This window comes from Rhizobium sp. 862_C5_N1_2, from assembly GCF_051811205.1.
In the GTDB taxonomy this organism is placed as follows: Bacteria; Pseudomonadota; Alphaproteobacteria; order Rhizobiales; family Rhizobiaceae; genus Rhizobium; species Rhizobium leguminosarum.
Map to the genome: position 1 here is coordinate 3,969,829 of NZ_JBPWPT010000001.1, position 18,096 is coordinate 3,987,924.

Annotated in this window: 14 protein-coding genes; 11 read left to right on the forward strand and 3 right to left on the reverse strand. The window is 61.1% G+C overall.

Annotation, left to right across the window (positions count from 1 at the left end):
• Positions 1-51 precede the first annotated feature (51 nt).
• Entirely contained in the window at positions 52-1,260 is a 1,209-nt protein-coding gene (locus ACD590_RS19695; RefSeq protein WP_439003208.1) for a TIGR03862 family flavoprotein, read from the forward strand.
• A gap of 49 nt (positions 1,261-1,309) precedes the next feature.
• Here ACD590_RS19695 and msrB read toward each other — a convergent pair whose 3' ends face one another.
• On the reverse strand, positions 1,310-1,795 hold the full coding sequence (msrB, locus tag ACD590_RS19700; RefSeq protein ID WP_018243704.1) for a peptide-methionine (R)-S-oxide reductase MsrB: 486 nt from the start codon (positions 1,793-1,795) through the stop codon (positions 1,310-1,312).
• A gap of 209 nt (positions 1,796-2,004) precedes the next feature.
• Between msrB and ACD590_RS19705 the strand changes: the two genes are divergently transcribed.
• The 10 genes from ACD590_RS19705 (at position 2,005) to ACD590_RS19750 (ending at position 14,082) form a co-directional block, all read left to right on the forward strand.
• Positions 2,005-2,964 carry a helix-turn-helix domain-containing protein gene (locus ACD590_RS19705; protein ID WP_018243705.1) on the forward strand — a complete coding sequence of 320 codons (960 nt, stop codon included), beginning with the start codon at positions 2,005-2,007 and terminating at the stop codon, positions 2,962-2,964.
• Positions 2,965-3,130: 166 nt separating this feature from the next.
• Positions 3,131-4,639, forward strand: a complete 1,509-nt coding sequence (gene adh, locus ACD590_RS19710) for an aldehyde dehydrogenase (protein ID WP_247265226.1) — start codon at positions 3,131-3,133, stop codon at positions 4,637-4,639.
• A 166-nt stretch (positions 4,640-4,805) separates the two neighbouring features.
• Positions 4,806-5,198, forward strand: coding sequence for a DUF779 domain-containing protein (locus tag ACD590_RS19715; protein WP_112905319.1), 393 nt, complete (start codon positions 4,806-4,808; stop codon positions 5,196-5,198).
• A 106-nt stretch (positions 5,199-5,304) separates the two neighbouring features.
• A complete protein-coding gene (locus tag ACD590_RS19720; RefSeq protein WP_112905321.1) occupies positions 5,305-5,901 on the forward strand; it encodes a DJ-1/PfpI family protein in 597 nt (198 codons plus the stop codon).
• A gap of 24 nt (positions 5,902-5,925) precedes the next feature.
• Positions 5,926-6,276: a ribbon-helix-helix domain-containing protein gene (locus tag ACD590_RS19725; protein WP_439003209.1), complete on the forward strand. Its 351-nt coding sequence runs from the start codon at positions 5,926-5,928 to the stop codon at positions 6,274-6,276.
• A 177-nt stretch (positions 6,277-6,453) separates the two neighbouring features.
• Positions 6,454-7,161 (forward strand): SDR family NAD(P)-dependent oxidoreductase, encoded by a 708-nt coding sequence (locus ACD590_RS19730; RefSeq protein ID WP_018243710.1) that lies wholly within the window; start codon positions 6,454-6,456, stop codon positions 7,159-7,161.
• A 295-nt stretch (positions 7,162-7,456) separates the two neighbouring features.
• The gene (locus ACD590_RS19735) at positions 7,457-8,590 is read left to right on the forward strand and encodes a calcium:proton antiporter (RefSeq protein ID WP_018243711.1); all 1,134 of its coding nucleotides are present in this window, start codon (positions 7,457-7,459) and stop codon (positions 8,588-8,590) included.
• 138 nt (positions 8,591-8,728) lie between these two features.
• Positions 8,729-9,493, forward strand: coding sequence for a DUF4239 domain-containing protein (locus tag ACD590_RS19740; protein WP_018243712.1), 765 nt, complete (start codon positions 8,729-8,731; stop codon positions 9,491-9,493).
• Between the two features lie 180 nt (positions 9,494-9,673).
• Positions 9,674-10,870, forward strand: coding sequence for an efflux RND transporter periplasmic adaptor subunit (locus ACD590_RS19745; protein WP_018243713.1), 1,197 nt, complete (start codon positions 9,674-9,676; stop codon positions 10,868-10,870).
• A 41-nt stretch (positions 10,871-10,911) separates the two neighbouring features.
• Positions 10,912-14,082: an efflux RND transporter permease subunit gene (locus tag ACD590_RS19750; RefSeq protein ID WP_439003210.1), complete on the forward strand. Its 3,171-nt coding sequence runs from the start codon at positions 10,912-10,914 to the stop codon at positions 14,080-14,082.
• A 92-nt stretch (positions 14,083-14,174) separates the two neighbouring features.
• Here the strand turns inward: ACD590_RS19750 and ACD590_RS19755 are convergent, their stop codons facing one another.
• Complete coding sequence (locus tag ACD590_RS19755) at positions 14,175-14,987, reverse strand: hypothetical protein (protein ID WP_439003211.1); 813 nt, start codon at positions 14,985-14,987, stop codon at positions 14,175-14,177.
• A gap of 266 nt (positions 14,988-15,253) precedes the next feature.
• Complete coding sequence (locus ACD590_RS19760) at positions 15,254-17,776, reverse strand: methyl-accepting chemotaxis protein (RefSeq protein WP_018243716.1); 2,523 nt, start codon at positions 17,774-17,776, stop codon at positions 15,254-15,256.
• Between the last annotated feature and the right edge of the window lie 320 nt (positions 17,777-18,096).

The following is an 18,096-nucleotide window of genomic DNA, read 5'->3' on the forward strand; positions in this document are numbered from 1 at the left end:
GATCCGCGCCCGCGCCAAAACTGAACGAGACAGAATCGGGCGAAGACATCAATGAACCAGAAGCGGATTGCAATCATCGGCGGCGGCCCGGCGGGTCTCGCGGCTGCCGAACTGCTTTCCCGTGCCGGTCATGCGGTGACCGTCTATGACGCCATGCCGACCTTTGCCCGCAAGTTTCTGCTGGCCGGCAAGTCCGGTCTCAACATCACCCATTCCGAGGATTATGCCCGTTTCACCACGCGCTTCGGAGCGGCCTCCGCCCGTCTGCGCCCCGCTCTTGATGCCTTTACCCCTGATGATATCAGGAGTTGGGCAAGCGAGCTCGGGACGGAAACCTTCATCGGCTCGTCCGGCCGGGTTTTTCCGAAGGTGATGAAGGCCTCGCCTTTGCTGCGCGCCTGGCTCAGGCGGCTGGAGGCACAGGGCGCCACGCTGCGCACCCGCCACCGTTGGACCGGTTTTGCCGAAGACGGCTATGTTTTCGAAACGCCCGAAGGGCGCGGCATCGTCCATTGCGACGCAGCCCTGCTGGCGCTCGGCGGCGCAAGCTGGCCGCGCCTCGGCTCGGATGCTACCTGGGTACCTTGGCTGGCCGGCAGGGGTGTGGAAATTGACACTTTTCAACCCGCCAATTGCGGCTTCGTCGTCGGCTGGAGCGGGAACTTCAGCGAGCGTTTCGCCGGCGAGCCGGTAAAATCAGTCACCGCCACGTCCGAGGCCGGCACTTTTCCCGGCGAATTCGTCATCACCGGCAGCGGCATCGAAGGCAGCCTCGTCTATACCCATACGGCCGCGTTGCGCGACCGGCTGCCGAACCATGGCAGCGCTTCCCTGACGCTCGACCTTGCACCCGGCCGCACCATCGACAGGTTGAGCCGCGACCTTGCGCGGCAGGACGCTAAATCGAGCTTTTCAAACCGCCTGCGCAAGGGCGCCGGCCTCGACGGCGTCAAGGCGGCGCTGCTGCGCGAACTCGCTCCCGAGCGCGACCGAACCGATCCGGAGCGTCTCGCCCGCATGATCAAGGCCCTGCCGGTGCCGGTGATCGAAACCCGCCCGATCGCCGAAGCGATCTCCTCAGCCGGCGGCATCCGCTGGAGCGGCGTCGACGAGAGCTACATGTTGAAGGCACTGCCGGGCACCTTCGTCGCCGGCGAAATGCTCGGCTGGGAGGCGCCGACTGGTGGCTATCTCCTCACCGCCTGCCTGGCGACCGGCCGGGCGGCAGCCCGTGGCATCGAGGCCTGGCTGCAGCGCTAGAGCGCTGGAAGCTGTCAGCCTTGAGGCAAAACAACAAGATCATCCTCAATCAGACCGAGGCCGGATGGAAGGTCATAGCGAGACCATTCATGCAGTAGCGAAGCCCGGTTGGCTTCGGGCCGTCATCGAAGACATGGCCGAGGTGACCGCCGCAACGGCTGCAGTGCACGGCGGTACGTGCCATGCTGAAGGTCGTGTCGCCGGTCGTGCCGACGGCATTTTCAAGCGGCGCCCAGAAGCTCGGCCAGCCAGTGCCGCTGTCGAATTTGGTGGTCGAGGAAAAGAGGTCCTGGTCGCAGCCGGCGCAGGCGAAATTGCCCTTTCGCTCCTCATGCAGCAAGGCACTGGTGAAGGGATGTTCCGTCCCCGCCTGGCGCAGGATGACATATTGATCCGGCGTCAGCAGCTTGCGCCATTCCTCCTCGGTGTGGGTCACCGCAAACCTCTCGCCGGCGATTGCCTTGCCGGCCGGGCCTGAGCGAACCGCAAGCGCCCCAAAAGCAGCGCCCATCAGCAACAATCGTCTGTTCAGCATGGTCGGATCTCCTCATCTGGCAAACCTTGCTTCCGTACAGAACTACGAGGGAGAGAGGTCATTTGTTACGCCATGGCTGCCCAAACACCGAAATGTGATTTCAGCCACTTTCGTCAGCAGGCGCCGCACGCTGACGAGCGCCAGCGCCGGCCGATTGCAAACCAGCCGCTTTTCCATCAGAGTGTGCTGAAATTCGGTGGGAGGAGCCGATGCACGAACACTCAGCGCACGCCGAGTACGTCTACACGTCTGCCCAGCGCGACTCTGCGGCAGCCAGTTCTCCTGTTGTCGCCTCATGGCGGCGGTGCATGACCATGCACCAGCTCGCCCCCGAGGACCAGCGGGCTCCACTGCGCCTCACCGACCTGGAATTCCGCCGTGCGCGCGAGCAGTCCGATCAGCTGATCGCCAGCGCGACGGAAGAGCTCGATCGTCTCTTTACCACCGTTGGCAGGGCCGGCTGTTGCCTGCTTCTGACCGACAAGAACGGCATCGCGCTGGAGCGCCGGGGCGCTGCCGGCGACGACAAGGAATTCCGCGAACTCGGGCTCTGGACCGGCTCGGTCTGGACAGAGGCCAGCATCGGCACCAACGGTATCGGCACTGCACTTGCCGACGAGCGTGCCGTCGCCATCTTCCGCGATCAGCATTTTTTCAGCTCGAATACCAGCCTCAGCTGCACGACGGCGCCGATCCGCGATCATCGTGGCCGGGTGGCCGCAGCCCTCGACATCTCCGCATGTCGCGAAGACGTCAACGAGATGACGCTGGCGATCCTGACGCAGACCGTGCGCGATGCAGCGATGCGCATCGAGCTCAACCTCTTCCGCTCGGCCTTTGCCGGCGCCCGTTTCCTGATGGTCCCGGCCGGCACCAATTCCGCCGCCGCTTTGCTGGCCGTCGACAGGCACGATTTGGTGCTCGGCGCGACGCGCGCCGCCCGCGTCGCGTTGCAGCTGGACGACAAACGCATCGCCGCCGGCATTCCGGCAGCCGATGCCCTGCACGAGGCTGGCGTTTCCCAGCAGGACGAGATGGTCGAGGCGGAGAAGGCGGCACTGCTGCGGGCGCTGTCGCGCGCCGGCGGCAATGTTTCGCAGGCCGCGATCGCGCTCGGCATCAGCCGCGCCACGCTACACAGGAAGATGAATAAGCTCGATCTCCACTGATCGGAGCAAAGGTCCCGCTCCTGGAGCAATCGTAACCCGATGCTGTCGCAGGTCTGCGACACTGTGCACTGCGGTATGGAAGACCCGCCCTGTTCCTTCCGCCAAAACATGCTCATTTTCCTCTCACTGGTTCGCTTGGGAACCTGGATCATCAAGGGAGGATGACATGCTTCATCAGAAAATCGTCGAGTCGCCGTTCAAGCTGAAATACGGCAACTATATCGGCGGCGAGTGGCGCGAGCCGGTCGAAGGCAAATACTTCGAAAACCTCACGCCCGTCACCGGCGGCAAGCTCTGCGACATTCCCCGCTCCGATGAAAAGGACATCAATCTCGCGCTCGACGCCGCCCATGCGGCAAAGGAAAAATGGGGCCGCACCTCCGCTGCCGAGCGCTCCAATATCCTCATGAAGATTGCCCAGCGCATGGAAGACAAGCTGGAATTGCTCGCCCAGGCCGAGACCTGGGACAATGGCAAGCCGATCCGCGAAACCATGGCGGCCGACATTCCGCTGGCGATCGACCACTTCCGCTACTTCGCCTCCTGCATTCGCGCCCAGGAGGGTTCGATCGGCGAGATCGACCACGATACCGTCGCCTATCACTTCCATGAGCCACTCGGCGTCGTCGGTCAGATCATCCCGTGGAACTTCCCGATCCTGATGGCCACCTGGAAGCTGGCACCTGCACTTGCCGCCGGCAACTGCGTCGTGCTGAAGCCCGCCGAGCAGACACCGGCCTCGATCCTGCTCTGGGCCGAGATCGTCGGCGATCTGCTGCCGCCCGGCGTGCTCAACATCGTCAACGGCTTCGGCATAGAAGCCGGCAAGCCGCTGGCGACCAGCCCGCGCGTCGCCAAGATCGCCTTCACCGGCGAGACGACGACCGGCCGGCTGATCATGCAGTATGCCAGCCAGAACCTCATTCCGGTGACATTGGAGCTCGGCGGCAAATCGCCGAACATCTTCTTCGCCGACGTGATGGCGGAAGACGACGACTTCCTCGACAAGGCGCTCGAAGGCTTTGCGATGTTTGCCCTCAACCAGGGCGAAGTCTGCACTTGCCCGAGCCGCGCCCTCGTCCAGGAATCGATCTACGACCGCTTCATGGAAAAGGCCGTGAAACGCGTCGAGGCGATCAAGCAGGGCAACCCGCTCGACACCGCGACGATGATCGGCGCCCAGGCTTCGACGGAGCAGCTGGAAAAGATCCTCGCCTATCTCGACATCGGCAAGCAGGAAGGCGCCGAGGTACTGACCGGCGGCTCGCGGAACGATCTCGGCGGCGAGCTGGCGAACGGCTATTATGTCAAGCCGACGATCTTCAAGGGTCACAACAAGATGCGTGTGTTCCAGGAGGAGATCTTCGGACCGGTGGTTTCGGTCACGACCTTCAAGAACGAGAAGGAGGCGCTCGAAATCGCCAACGACACGCTCTACGGCCTCGGCGCCGGTGTCTGGAGCCGCGACGCCAATCGCTGCTACCGTTTCGGCCGCGAGATCCAGGCCGGCCGCGTCTGGACCAACTGCTACCACGCCTACCCGGCCCATGCCGCCTTCGGCGGCTACAAGCAGTCGGGCATCGGTCGTGAAACCCACAAGATGATGCTCGACCACTACCAGCAGACCAAGAACATGCTGGTGAGCTACAGCCCGAAAGCACTCGGCTTCTTCTGAGAGCAGCCGATGATGTTATGATGAAAAGCCTTCTCCCCGACACGGGGAGAAGGCCTTGTCTTTAGAGCGCCACGCATCCCGTAGGACGCTCTAACGCTTTGAATTTGCGTATGACCTTTCCGAAAATCGATCCGATTTTCGGGGTTATCCGCCGGAGGAGGCAGCCATGGAAACCACCGTCAACGGCGAAGCGCGTGTTCTCGCAACCGACACAGCTCTCGATTTGATCGCAGAAATCAAGCGGGATCATCCCGATATCCTCTTCCACCAGTCCGGCGGCTGCTGCGACGGCTCCTCGCCGATGTGTTATCCGACTAATGAATTCATGATCGGCGACAACGACGTCAAGCTCGGCGAGATCGGCGGCGTACCGGTCTACATCAGCGCCAGCCAGTTCGAGGCATGGAAGCATACGCAGCTGATCATCGACGTCGTACCGGGCCGCGGCGGCATGTTCTCGCTCGACAATGGCCGGGAGAAACGCTTCCTGACCCGCTCCCGCCTCTTCGGCGGCGGCGAGGCTTGCACAGTGCCTGATGTGAAGGTCAGGGCGGTTTAATGCCGTCGCCTTATCGGGTACGAATTTTGCCTGTAGTATTCCCATAGTACCTGCACTCTGTCGCTGTTTGCTACTCTCCGCCAGTTGGTTTCAAAGGGAGGAAACGATGCCAGCCTCAAAGATCCTGATGATCACCGGTGATTTCACCGAAGATTACGAAACGATGGTGCCGTTCCAGACGCTGCTCGCCTGCGGCTACACAGTCGACGCCGTCTGCCCCGGCAAGAAGGCCGGCGACACCATCGCCACTGCCATCCACGATTTCGAAGGCGACCAAACCTATTCCGAAAAACGCGGCCATAATTTCGCTCTGAATGCCACCTTCGACAGCGTGCGCGCCGAAGATTACGATGCGCTCGTCATCCCCGGCGGGCGGGCGCCCGAATATCTGCGCCTCAATGCCGACGTCATCAAATCCGTGCGGCACTTCTTCGACGCGGGAAAACCCGTCGCCGCCATCTGCCACGGCGCACAGCTGCTTGCCGCTGCCGGGGTTTTGAAGGGCCGCACCTGCTCGGCCTATCCCGCCTGCCGGCCGGAAGTCGAACTTGCCGGCGGCATCTATGCCGACATCGCTATCAGCGATGCAGTCTCGGACGGCAATCTGGTCACGGCACCCGCCTGGCCCGCCCATCCCTCGTGGCTGCGTCAGTTCATGGCCGTGCTCGATGCCGCAGCACTGCTGGAAACCAACGCCGCCTAAGAAGGGCGGCACCGGGAGGACGACATGTGTGAATTGTTCATCAAGGCGGATGCGCGGCTCTGGGAAAGCGCCACCCGGTCGCTGCGCATCGACGGCATGGTCACCAGCGTCAGGCTGGAGAATTTCTTCTGGTCGAAGCTCGAGGAGATCGCCCGCCGCGACGGCATGAACGTCGTCCAGCTGATCACCCGGCTGCATCATGAATCGATCGATGCCGGCCATGATCTTGGAAACTTCACATCCTTCCTGCGGGTCTGCTGCGCCCGCTATCTTGACTTGCAGCTCGCAGGTGACATCCCGGCCGACGTCACCCGCCCAATCTCCGGTCTCGACGCCCGTGGAATTCTCGGCCGAGAACGGGCGAAGTATCACTGAAAGCCGGTCCGACCGGACCATCGGACAATGACGGACCGAACTGCCCGCGGATAACTCCTCGGGCAGTTCCGCAAGATGTCTGACCTTGTCTTCCCCAGCGGGCTTGCACTGCCGGCCAGCCTGGATCAACAATGCGCGGCATCATCCAGCACCGGCACCGTCAGGAGATCGATTGCCATGAACGACCAGAAAGCCGTGATCGTCACCGGAGCCGGCGGCAACCTCGGCAGCGCCGTTGTCCGCGAGCTTGCCAACGCCGGCGCAAAACTCGTCTGCATGAACCGTTCGAGCAGTGAGCTGGAAGCCTTGGCCGGTGATCTTCCTGCCTCCACCGAGTTTCTGTCGATCGCCGGAACGGATCTCACCGATTATGCTTCCTGCGCCGCCGCCGTCGCCCGGGCCGTAAAGCGCTTCGGCGGTGTCAGCGCATTGGTCAATACCGTCGGCGGTTTCCAGATGGGGCCGGTCGGGCCGGAGGCCCCCGCGCAGTGGGAGACGATGATGACCGCAAACGCCCGCACTGCGCTGACGATCAGCGCCGCGGTTCTCCCGACCATGAAAGCCGCCGGCTACGGCCGCATCGTTCATATCGCCGCCGCGCCCGGCCTGAAGGCCGGCGCCAAGCAGGCCGCTTACGCCGCCTCGAAAGCCGCTGTCATCCGTCTGACCGAGGCGATCGCTGCCGAATGCCGCGACGACCGCATCACCGCCAACTGCATCCTGCCCGGGACAATCGACACGCCTGAGAATCGCGCGGCCATGCCCGATGCGAAGACCGATGGCTGGGTGTCGCCGCAATCGATCGCCCGCCTCATCGCCTTCCTGATTTCGCCGGCCGCAGCCGTCGTCACTGGCGCAGCAATCCCCGCGACCGGCCGCGAATAGTGGAAGACGCGGCGTGAGCCCGCCGTCGAAACGCGCTTCAACCGCCGCGCCGAGCTTTGGCCGGCCTCGCCTTGCCTTCCGTTTCGGCGGCAGTCCCCTTGTCGTGAGCAATGGGTGATGAGACTACAGAGACCTGCAAGTTTTAATCAGTGACACACGATCTGGCTTGAGGTTCGGTTCGCCTTAAGGCAGCCTCGTCTCCGCCCGCTCATGTGACGGGCACAAGACAGCGGGCGGACACAATGGTCGTGAGGATCGCATTGCGGCGGCATTTGCCAGAAGGCGGGTGGTTTCGATGACGGACGGTCCGGCATTGCGCGCTGTCGGCGCAAACAGCCTGCTACGCGAGGAATGGTTCCTGGGCGTCAGCGTCGCAACGAGCTTGGCGTTTCTTGTTTTCCAGGAGCAGCTCTTCGGGCAGCTTTCCGATCCGCTTTGGTTCACTGTCGTTTTCGCGTGGCTGTTCGCTGCCGTCCTTGGCTCCGCTCTGTCGGTTGTCCGGCACGCGGATCATTTGGCTGAGCGGCTGAAGGAACCCTACGGCACGCTCATTCTGACGCTTGCCATCACCTCGATCGAGGTGATGGCAATATCAGCCGTCATGCTTCACGGCGAGAACAATCCCACGCTTGCGCGCGACACCCTGTTCGCCGTCGTCATGATCATCCTGAACGGCATGGTCGGTCTGTCCTTGCTGCTGGGCGCATGGCGGCGACCGGAACAGCAACATAATCTGCAGGGCGCCAACGCCTATCTCGGGGTCATCGTACCGCTGGCGACCCTGAGCCTGGTGATGCCGACATTTCTTGCAGGCCCGGACGGACAGCATCCATCCGCACCGAGACAACTGATACTGGGTATAATATCGGTCGGCCTTTACGCTACGTTTCTGTTTCTTCAGGCCGGCCGCCATCGGGACTATTTCACTGACGACAGCAACCGGCACGAGCCCATCAGCGAACGTGTCCCTCGCCACGGACCGGTCTGGCCTCATGCCATTCTGCTTTTCGCCTATATGGCTCCCGTCGTCTTTCTCGTCGAACAGCTTGCCCTGCCGATCGACTACATTATCGAAACCCTGCATGCTCCAACCGCATTTGGCGGTGTTGTCATGGCCATCCTGGTCGCTACGCCTGAGGCAATCAGCGCCGTGCGTGCGTCCATCGCCAATAATCTTCAGCGTTCCGTCAATATCTTCCTTGGTTCGGTGCTGTCGACGATCGGGCTGACGGTGCCGGCGATGCTCGTTGTCAGTCAGCTTTATGGACACCCCGTGACACTCGGCCTGGAGCATGGAGATCTGGTGATGCTCCTGCTCACTCTTGCCGTCAGCATCATCACCTTTGCCAGCGGTCGCACGCATCTCATGCAAGGCGCTGTCCATCTGGTGCTTTTCCTGGCTTACGTGCTGCTCATTTTCCAGCAATGAACCCCGCCCGATGGCGGCCGCGCGAGGGCAGGCAATTAAAGATTCCCGCGCTTGGTCTGTCTTCCGCTATGATGACGGGAGCTATTGCACAGCTTGCAAGATGGCTGCACGACTTACGTGGCGATACGGAGACCGGACTTGGGCTCACTAGTGGTTGGCGGGCTTGTATTTCTATGTCTGTCGATGGCGACGTCGATAGGATTGATCGTGCGTGCCCGCTTGCCCCATCACCATCTCAATGCGGAATCCAAGGACGTCATCAGGCTGGCAACCGCAGTGGTGGGAACGCTGTCGGCCCTGGCGCTCGGCCTGCTGATCGCATCCGCCAAGTCGACCTACGACAACGCCGAGGTCGAGATGAGAACGGCGGCCGCACGGGTACTGCTGCTTGACCGCGTCATGGCACAATACGGGCCGGAAACCGACAAGGCGCGGCAATTGCTGCGTGAACTCATCGAGAAACGACTGAGCCGCGGCTGGACTGCCGAAACCACCGACGAGCCATCCGCCAAAGCGCTGGGAGAATATCAGGATATAGAGTCGGTTCAGGCCGACCTTCGATCCCTGGCGCCGAAGGATGCGGCGCAACGCTCTCTCCAGGCGCGTGCTCTGGAGGTGAGCGGCATGGTAGCCGAAACCCACTGGCTGCTGGTCGAATCCGGTAAGGAGGGTTTGCCCTGGGCCTTCCTTACCGTTCTCGTCTGTTGGCTCGCGCTGCTTTTCGCGACCTTCGGGCTGCAGGCACCGGTCAATCCGACGGTGCTGTCAATTCTGCTTGTTTGCGCCCTGTCCGTTGCGGGCGCGATTTTCCTGATTTCGGATATGGCCAATCCCTATGTCGGGCTGGTCCATGTTTCGGATGCACCTTTGCAGTCTGCCATCGAACGCCTCGGGAAACCCTAGAGCCACGTCATGGCGTCCGTCGAGAGTGAGCTTCGACACAGTTTAATTGTGCGCCAGCCGCTATTGCAATTTGCAGCAATGCCGCGACATAATATCGCATGCCCGGAACTTTTCGGAGAGGGGTCGTCTCCGCCGAGGCACGCATGAAGACTGGGGCTCGTAAACATCGGGGCGGCGGCAATGCGTGTGAGATTGTATCAGGGTCTGCACCTGTCCGTGGTGCTTGCCGGCATGGCAATTCTCGTGGGCTGCGAAGAAAGCGGCAACACCTACGTTCCCCCTCCGCCACCTCCGGTTCGCGTCGCTCAGCCGCTCCAGCAACCGGTAACGCTCTATTTCGAACTCACCGGCAATACCGCGCCGCTCAATGCTGTCGATATCGAGGCGCGCGTCCAGGGCTATCTACAATCGATCGACTACCAGGACGGCATGACGGTGATGAAGGGCACCAAGCTCTTCGGCATCGAGCGCGACACCTATCAGGCGCAACTGGATCAGGCGAAGGCGTCACTCGCCTCGCAGCAGGCTTCCCAAGTCGGCGCCAAGCAGGAGTATGACCGCCAGCTCAATCTGTCGAAGCAACAGGTCACCACGCAGACCGCCGTCGACAGCGCCAAGGCAACGCTCGACGAGGCGAATGCGTCCATCCTCAATGCCCAGGCCAATCTCGATCTCGCGACGATCAATCTCGGATATACGGAAGTGCTTGCCCCGTTCGACGGCACCGTCACCGATCACCTCGTCGATATCGGCGCGCTTGTCGGCGTATCCGGTCCCACCAAACTCGCCAGCATCGTGCAGACGGATCCGCTTTATGCCTATTTCAACGTCAGCGAAACTCAGGTGCTGATGATCAAGGAAAGCCTGGCGAAGCAGGGTCATACCTTCAAGCAGACGGACCTTCCAAGCATTCCTGCGGAGATCGGCCTGCAGACGGAACAAGGTTATCCGCACAAGGGCCATCTCGACTACGTCTCGCCGCAGCTCGATGCCTCCACAGGCACGCTTCAAGTGCGCGCGCTGTTCGACAACAAGGACCGCGCCATGCTGCCCGGTCTCTTCGTGCGGGTTCGGGTGCCGGTCGGCCATAACGACAAGGCTCTGCTGGTGCGCGACGACGCCATCGGAACGAACCAGTTGGGCAGCTACCTGCTTGTCCTCGGCAAGGACGACGTCATCGAGCAGAAGCAGGTCAAGACCGGCCAGCGTGAAGGTGCGCTCCGCGTCATCGACTCCGGTCTCGATCCGGCCGACTGGGTCGTGACCCAAGGTATCCAGCAGGCCATCCCCGGCAGCAAGGTCACGCCCGAGAAAATAGAAATGAACCCGCCGGCAGCTGCCGCCGGCGATGCCAAAGCCAAGACCACCACGCAATGAATTCGCCACCATGGTTCATCTGAACGTCTAAGGACAACAGCATGATCTCGCGCTTCTTCATCGAGCGACCGATACTCGCCAACGTTCTGGCGTTGGTTTTCGTGCTCATCGGCGCGGTGGCCCTTTTCCAACTGCCTGTGGCGCAATATCCGAATGTCGTCCCGCCGACGGTACAGGTGACGACACGCTTTCCGGGCGCCAACGCCCAAACCCTCGTTGACACCGTCGCGCTGCCGATCGAGCAACAGGTCAACGGCGTGCAGGACATGCTCTACATGCAGTCGACGAGCGCCAGCGACGGCACTTATTCGCTGACCGTGACCTTTGCCATCGGAACGGATCCGGACCAGGCCCAGGTTCTGGTGCAAAACCGCGTTGCCATAGCGATGTCATCGCTTCCCGAAGCGGTGCAGCTTCAGGGCGTGACGACGCAAAAGAAATCGACGGCGATCCTCGGGTTCGTCACCCTGACCTCGCCCGATAGCCGCTATGACAGCCTGTTCCTGTCGAACTATGCCGTCATCAACCTGCAGAATGAACTTGCCCGCCTGCCGGGTGTCGGCAACGTTACCGTGTTCGGCGCCGGCCAGTATGCCATGCGAATCTGGATGGATCCGAACCTGCTGCAGGCGCGCGGCCTGACACCGCAGGATGTCGTCAGCGTCGTGCAGCAGCAAAGCCAGGAGGTCGCTGCCGGCCAGATCGGCATTCCGCCGGTGCCGAAAGGGCAGGTCTTCCAATACACGCTGAACGTCAATGGCCGGCTGAACGAGGCGGCAGACTACGAAAACATCATCGTCAAGGTCGAGAGCGGACAGGGCGGCCGCGTTACCCGCATCCGCGATATCGGCCGCGTCGAACTCGGCGCCCAAACCTACAGCCAGTCCTTCATGCAGAACGGTCGACCGGCGGCCGGTATCGGCATTTTTCAGCTGCCGGAGGCGAATGCCATCGCGGTGGCCCAGGCGGTGAACACGAAAATGCAGGAGCTCTCGAAGAGCTTCCCGCAGGGCCTCGAATATCACGTGCCGTTCGACACGACGAAATTCGTCGAGGCCTCTATCAACGAGGTTTACGTCACCTTGATCGAGGCGGGTGTTCTCGTTCTCATCGTCATTCTCGTCTTCCTGCAGGATTGGCGGGCGATGCTCGTGCCGGCAACCACCGTTCCGGTTACCATCATCGGCGCCTTCGCGGCCATGGCGGCATTGGGCTTCACCGTCAACCTGTCGACGCTGTTTGCCATCGTTCTCGCCATCGGCATCGTCGTCGATGATGCCATCGTCATCGTCGAAGGGGTTGCCCGGCACATCGAGGCGGGCATGTCCGGCCGACAGGCGGCCGAGAAGGCGATGGAGGAACTGCTCGGCCCGGTCATCGGCATTACGCTGGTGCTGATGGCCGTTTTCATTCCGGCCGCCTTCCTGCCCGGCCTGACGGGGCAGCTCTATCGGCAGTTCGCCCTCGTCATCGCCGCCACGGCGCTGATCAGTGCGATCAATGCCGTCACCCTGAAACCGACGCAATGCGCGCTTTGGCTGCGACCGCCAGTCCCACCAGAGAGACGCAACGTCTTCTATCGCGGCTTCAACAGGGTCTATAACAGGGGTGAACGCAGCTATGCCGGGCTGATCGGATCGATGACCCGCCACAGCGGTATCATGGTCATAGCAGCATTTGCGCTGATCGGAGTCGCCGTCTGGGGGCTCGCCCGCCTACCGACTGCGTTTCTGCCCATCGAGGATCAAGGCTATGTGCTGATCAGCGCACAGTTGCCCGACGGCGCCTCGAAAGAGCGCACCGACGCGGTGATGGAAGAGGTCGGCAAGATCGCCGAAGCCACACCGGGCGTCGATCAGGTGCTGACCATCAGCGGCATTTCCGTTCTCGATAACAATGCCAGCCTGCAGAATGCCGGCGTTGCCTATGTCGTGCTGAAAGATTGGGACGAGCGCGGCAAGCAGAAGGGGCAGGATCTGCTGTCGATCTACCAGCATCTGAATAGCGCGCTGCAAAGTTTGCTGGCCGCCAAGACGCTGGTGGTCGTCCCGCCTCCGATCCAGGGCGTCGGCAATGCCAGCGGCTTTACCATGCAGGTCGAAATCAGGAACGGCATTTCCGACTACCCGCTGCTGCAATCGCTTGCCGATACGATCGTCAAGAACGGCAGTGCCCAATCGTCGCTGCAAAGGCTGAGCACGCCTTTTCGCTCGAACGTGCCGCAACTCGCCGTTTCCGTCGATCGCATCAAGGCGGAGACGCTGGGAATTACGGTGGGGCAGGTCTTCTCCGCTCTCTCCGGCTATGTCGGATCGAGCTATGTGACCCAGTTCAACAAATTTGGCCGCACCTTCCAGGTCTATGTGCAAGCCGCTTCCGATTTCCGGGTCAGCGCCGAAGACATCCGCAATCTGAAGGTCAAAGCCGGTGACGGGACGATGGTGCCACTCGGCACGGTCGTCGATGTCTCGACGACGCAAGGCCCGTCTCTGATCAGCCTCTACAATCTCTACCCCACAGCAACCATCGTTGGCGGGTCTGCCGCCGGCTTCAGTTCCGGCCAGTCGCTCGACGTCATGGAGCAGATTGCCGATCGCACACTGCCGCCGGGCACAGGTTTCGAGTGGACGGCGCTGTCCTATCAGGAGAAGGCCGTGGGAGGGCAGATCTATTTCATCTTCGCGCTCGCCATGCTCCTCGTCTATTTCGTGCTCGCGGGCCAGTATGAAAGCTGGATCTTGCCTTTCGCCGTCATTCTCGCCGTGCCGCTCGCCCTCCTCGGCACGGTGGCAGCACTTACGGCAGCCGGCGTTGCCAACAATCTCTATACGCAGATCGGCCTTATTCTGCTGATCGCGCTTGCATCGAAGAATGCCATCCTGATCGTCGAATATGCGCGGGAAAAGCGGGCGGAGGGCATGGAAATCCTGGACGCGGCCGTCGAGGCCGCCCGCCTGCGCTTCCGGCCAATTCTGATGACCTCCTTCGCCTTTATCCTCGGCGTCCTGCCGCTGGTGCTGGCGACCGGCGCCGGCGCATCGGCCCGCAAGTCAATCGGCATATCGGTCTTCAGCGGCATGATCGCCTCGACCTGCCTCGCTGTGCTCTTCGTACCGTCCTTTTACGTCGTGCTGCAGCGCCTCGAGGAATATTGGAAAGGCCGCGCAAAGACCGCAGGCGTCGCAGAGGCAGAGATGCCGAAGGTTCAGTAAGGCTGTTGCAACAACCTGTTGCGCGATCACCTGCGGTTTCGCGCCGGCGCAGGTTGTTGGCGGCACTTCACAGCGCGAGTTTCGAACAGACGCTATAATCCCGAGGTCAGGACCCTGTGGCAGGCAGGCGACACACGTTGCAGATTGTCCCGCAGGCAAGCGATACCCCGCCCTCCACCCAAAGGCACCATGCGGCACAGGGCCTGAAAATCCGATCCGCAGGTTTCGCGCAGGATCATCAGTTCCTCGCGTGGCGAGAAGGCCGGCATCATGGCCCGAGGAGCAGGCGTGGTCGCAACCGTCGCAGCAGCACCGCCGGTGGCTGGGGTTGATCCGGCTGATCCTCCCCCAGTTGATCCTCCTAAGGCCGCAACGGCTTGCTGGCACGGCGCCGATAGAGCGGCATTGTGCTGTTGCAAGCAGCTGAGTGCCTCCGTGCCGCCCGGTGTGACGCCCGAGCATTGCGTCATGAAATCGCGTTGGCAGGCCGATTTGACGGCATTGCGCTGCGCCTGCGTCGGCTGATGTGCCGGTGCGCCCGTCGCCGGCGCTGGGGTGGTCGACCCAGTGGTCGCGGGCGCAGCCGGAGCCGGCTCCGCGGATGTCGACTTGGGTTTGCTCACCGCCGACACCGCCTTCCGGCAGCCAGCCGACAGTGTGGCATCATGCTGTTGCAGACAAGTGAGCGCCTCGATGCCGCCCGGCGTCACCCCTGAACATTGCGCTATGAAATCGGATCGACATTCCGCCCTGATCGCATTGCGCTGCTCTTCAGTCGGCGCCTGCGCGGACGCGACTCCAGCTGAGAACACCGCTACACAGAGCGCTTGCAATCCCAAGACAGCAAACCAAAGACGACGCCTTCCATGCGGAGCCGTCAGTAAAGAAGATGCCCATTGCCGCATTTATTCCTCCCCCTATAAATCCCTGATCTACTTCATGAAATCGAACGCCTGGTGAATAGTATAATAAACGCCCGCCATTCGGTGGGACGTTGCTTGCCGTTGCGAAAATATTAAAACGCCGGCTCCACGTATATTAGAATATTGCTATTTTAGCAACGATCGCGCGCCTGAAAACTGATCAAGGGAAACGTATCACTCATCAGCTTTCTGATCGGAAACCATGCATATCAAAGCAAGTTAACAGGCTCTGCGAATACGTGCTGCCGTCATGCCGCAGCCTCGTATCCTCTTGAAGCCGGGCTCTCGCGGCCTTCAAGCCGAAAGCGTGCAATCATGTCGGTAAGTGCAAGCGCCTCGGACGATAGCTGTTGGGTGGCAGCATTCGTCTCTTCCACCATCGCCGCATTTTGCTGCGTCATACGATCAATATCGTTCACCGACGCGTTGATCGAATGAAGTGTCGTTGCCTGTTCGCGGCTTGACGAGGCGATGAGTTCAATATGGCCGACGATGTGGACGATCTCGCTGGAAATCTCCGTCAGCGCATCGCCCGTGCGGCCGACGAATTCGGAGCCGGACGCAACCTCTCGAACGGAATTATTGATGAGCTCGCCGATTTCCTTGGCTGCGCGAGCCGATCGCTGCGCCAGCTCCCGCACCTCCTGCGCCACGACAGCAAAGCCCTTGCCGGCCTCACCGGCTCTCGCCGCTTCGACTCCCGCGTTCAGGGCCAAGAGATTGGTCTGGAAGGCGATGGAGTCGATAGCGCTGACAATCTGAACGATCTTGCCCGACGCGTCCTCAATCCGTCCCATGGCCGAAACCGCGTCTTGGACCACTGAAGCCGAGGCGTCGGCGCCCTGTTTGGCGCGTTGGACAAGCGCAAGCGCTGCTGCTGCCCGTCCTGAAGAGGTGTTGACGGCGGAAGAAATCTCCTCCACCGCCGCTGCGGTTTCTTCAAGTGCAGCCGCCTGCTTTTCCGTTCGACTGGCCAGGTCATCAACGGCTTCCGCCATCTGTCGGCCATTGTCGCTAATGAGGGAAGACGTCTCGCGGATATCGCAGAGCGTCTCCCTGAGACCCGCCACCGACATGTTGAAATCGATACGGATCCGGTCGAGTTCGGCGGCAAAGGGCGTATCGATCGAAAAATTCAACTCCCCGCGCGACAGCCGTGTGAGTCCGTCTGCAAGCGCCTCAATTGCGGCGTCAACCTGGGCCTTGGCGCTACGTCGCTGGAGTTCGTTGTGGGCGCGCTCAGATTCCGCATCACTACGTGCGATCTCGGCCTGTTGTTCCATTTCGACATTCGACAGCGCATTTTGTTTGAAGACGGAAAGCGCACGGGCCATTTCCCCGATTTCGTCGCCCCGTGCCTCGCCGGTGATTGTGGTATCGAGCCTTCCCTCTGCGATCTTGCGCATCGCTGCGGTAATCTGGGTGATCGGTCCCTTCAGGGTGACGACCAGCGCGGCACCTGCGGTCATAGCAATCAGGATGCCAATGACAATCGCGCCGCCGGATATCCTATTGGCCTGTTGACGATCCTGCCCAGCATTTTGCCTCTGCGTCTCGGCGAATTGAGCAAGCAGGTTCCAGGTGTTGTCGATCTGCCCCGCAGCGCTGTCGAACTCAGCCAGCTTGCGCACCGCACCTTCGGAGAGCGCTGCCGCGTCCGCCGCAAGCAGATCGAGGACGGGTTGAGCCTTCTTCGGAATTTCGGCAAAGACGGGATCGTCGTTCACCACGCCGGCGAGACGGCCGAGCTCGGTCTGATACATGTAGATCGACTGCTGGACTTTTTTCACTCGTGCGTCGTCTGGATTGCCGGCGAGTTCGGCGAAGCCGACGCGGATCTCGTTGTTGCTGTTAACGATGGCGCGCAGTTCGTTGCCGACATTCGTCGCCTGAGAGATATCCTTGTCCGACGCGGCAAGCGCAAGCACGGAGGTCCGCATCAGATCGTCGCCAATCGTCTTGAGACTGTCGCCAGTTGCAGCAAGATTGGCGACGGCGGTATCCGTTGCTGGGACATCCAAAATGTCAGGCGACACCTTCGAAGCGTTGGCGATGGCATCCACAGCAGCGGCATACTGCGCGGCGAGGGCTTCGGTCGCTACAGCAGGCGAAAGCTGCTCCTTTGCCTTTTGCAAATCGGGCGCATATTTGGCTAGCAGGCTTACTTTGTCAGCCGGCGTCGTCGCGTTCGTATAGTCATTGCGAAGTTTTGTCGCGACACTGGCGGCGGCGCTGATGGAGACGGAATTGCTCAGGCCGCTCTTGTTGGCATTTTCCATCTTTTTCGCACTGGCCATCAGCATGAACGAGCGCTTGCCAACCTGCCCTTGCAGGTCAAGTAGTGCAGCGGAAGCAGCGTCCACATCACTGAGAATTTTCTGCTGTCCCGTTTCGATTTGCCAGATCGCTTCGATCTTTTGCGGGATGATTTGCGACTGATCAAGCGCCCGGTCAAGAAGCCGCACATCGGTCGTCGGCCTTAGCCTCTCGATCGTCTGCTTCAGGTTTGCCAGTTGCTCTCGGGCGTCCGCAAGCGCGGTATCACGAGCTTCCTGCGACGGTTTCATCAGAAAGCCGGTCATGCTGGAAGAAACATGTTTGAACCCGTTCAGGGACTGCAAGACATGGTTGGAGATCTCCATCCGTCCCTCGAGCAGGCTGGACGCGTAGTACCCCGTCAGTCCCACTGCGCATAGACTAATGACGAATGGTGCCAAAAGTACGAGCACCTTCGTCTGAATGCGAACCCGCGACATCAAGCCATTTACCACGAATGCACCCTCACCACCGATTGCAGCTAAGCTGTCATTCTTTGCTTAAGAACCGATAAATGGGTTGATCCGAGGACCATGCACGCTTCGCCTATCGGGGAGAAGGGCGTGGTTCAGACACTCGAACAAGCATGTAAGCAGATCGGGTATTCATCATAAGCGGCCCCTGCTGAGGAACTTCTGGAAACGCAAAAAGCCCTCCTTGTCGTCTGCGCTGAACAGGCAATGCACCCGCTCTACGAGGACGTAGTTGGTATCGATTATCTCTTATCAAGAGCCAAGGGGCTTATTCGCCCATCTATGGCTGGCTGCACGCTCCG

What these genes read in the sequence shown, in the direction of transcription:
- ACD590_RS19695 (WP_439003208.1), top strand. Translation starts at nt 52, where the DNA reads ATGAACCAGAAGCGGATTGCAATCATCGGCGGCGGCCCGGCGGGTCTC.
- msrB (WP_018243704.1), bottom strand. Translation starts at nt 1,795, where the DNA reads ATGCTGAACAGACGATTGTTGCTGATGGGCGCTGCTTTTGGGGCGCTT.
- ACD590_RS19705 (WP_018243705.1), top strand. Translation starts at nt 2,005, where the DNA reads ATGCACGAACACTCAGCGCACGCCGAGTACGTCTACACGTCTGCCCAG.
- adh (WP_247265226.1), top strand. Translation starts at nt 3,131, where the DNA reads ATGCTTCATCAGAAAATCGTCGAGTCGCCGTTCAAGCTGAAATACGGC.
- ACD590_RS19715 (WP_112905319.1), top strand. Translation starts at nt 4,806, where the DNA reads ATGGAAACCACCGTCAACGGCGAAGCGCGTGTTCTCGCAACCGACACA.
- ACD590_RS19720 (WP_112905321.1), top strand. Translation starts at nt 5,305, where the DNA reads ATGCCAGCCTCAAAGATCCTGATGATCACCGGTGATTTCACCGAAGAT.
- ACD590_RS19725 (WP_439003209.1), top strand. Translation starts at nt 5,926, where the DNA reads ATGTGTGAATTGTTCATCAAGGCGGATGCGCGGCTCTGGGAAAGCGCC.
- ACD590_RS19730 (WP_018243710.1), top strand. Translation starts at nt 6,454, where the DNA reads ATGAACGACCAGAAAGCCGTGATCGTCACCGGAGCCGGCGGCAACCTC.
- ACD590_RS19735 (WP_018243711.1), top strand. Translation starts at nt 7,457, where the DNA reads ATGACGGACGGTCCGGCATTGCGCGCTGTCGGCGCAAACAGCCTGCTA.
- ACD590_RS19745 (WP_018243713.1), top strand. Translation starts at nt 9,674, where the DNA reads ATGCGTGTGAGATTGTATCAGGGTCTGCACCTGTCCGTGGTGCTTGCC.
- ACD590_RS19750 (WP_439003210.1), top strand. Translation starts at nt 10,912, where the DNA reads ATGATCTCGCGCTTCTTCATCGAGCGACCGATACTCGCCAACGTTCTG.
- ACD590_RS19755 (WP_439003211.1), bottom strand. Translation starts at nt 14,987, where the DNA reads ATGCGGCAATGGGCATCTTCTTTACTGACGGCTCCGCATGGAAGGCGT.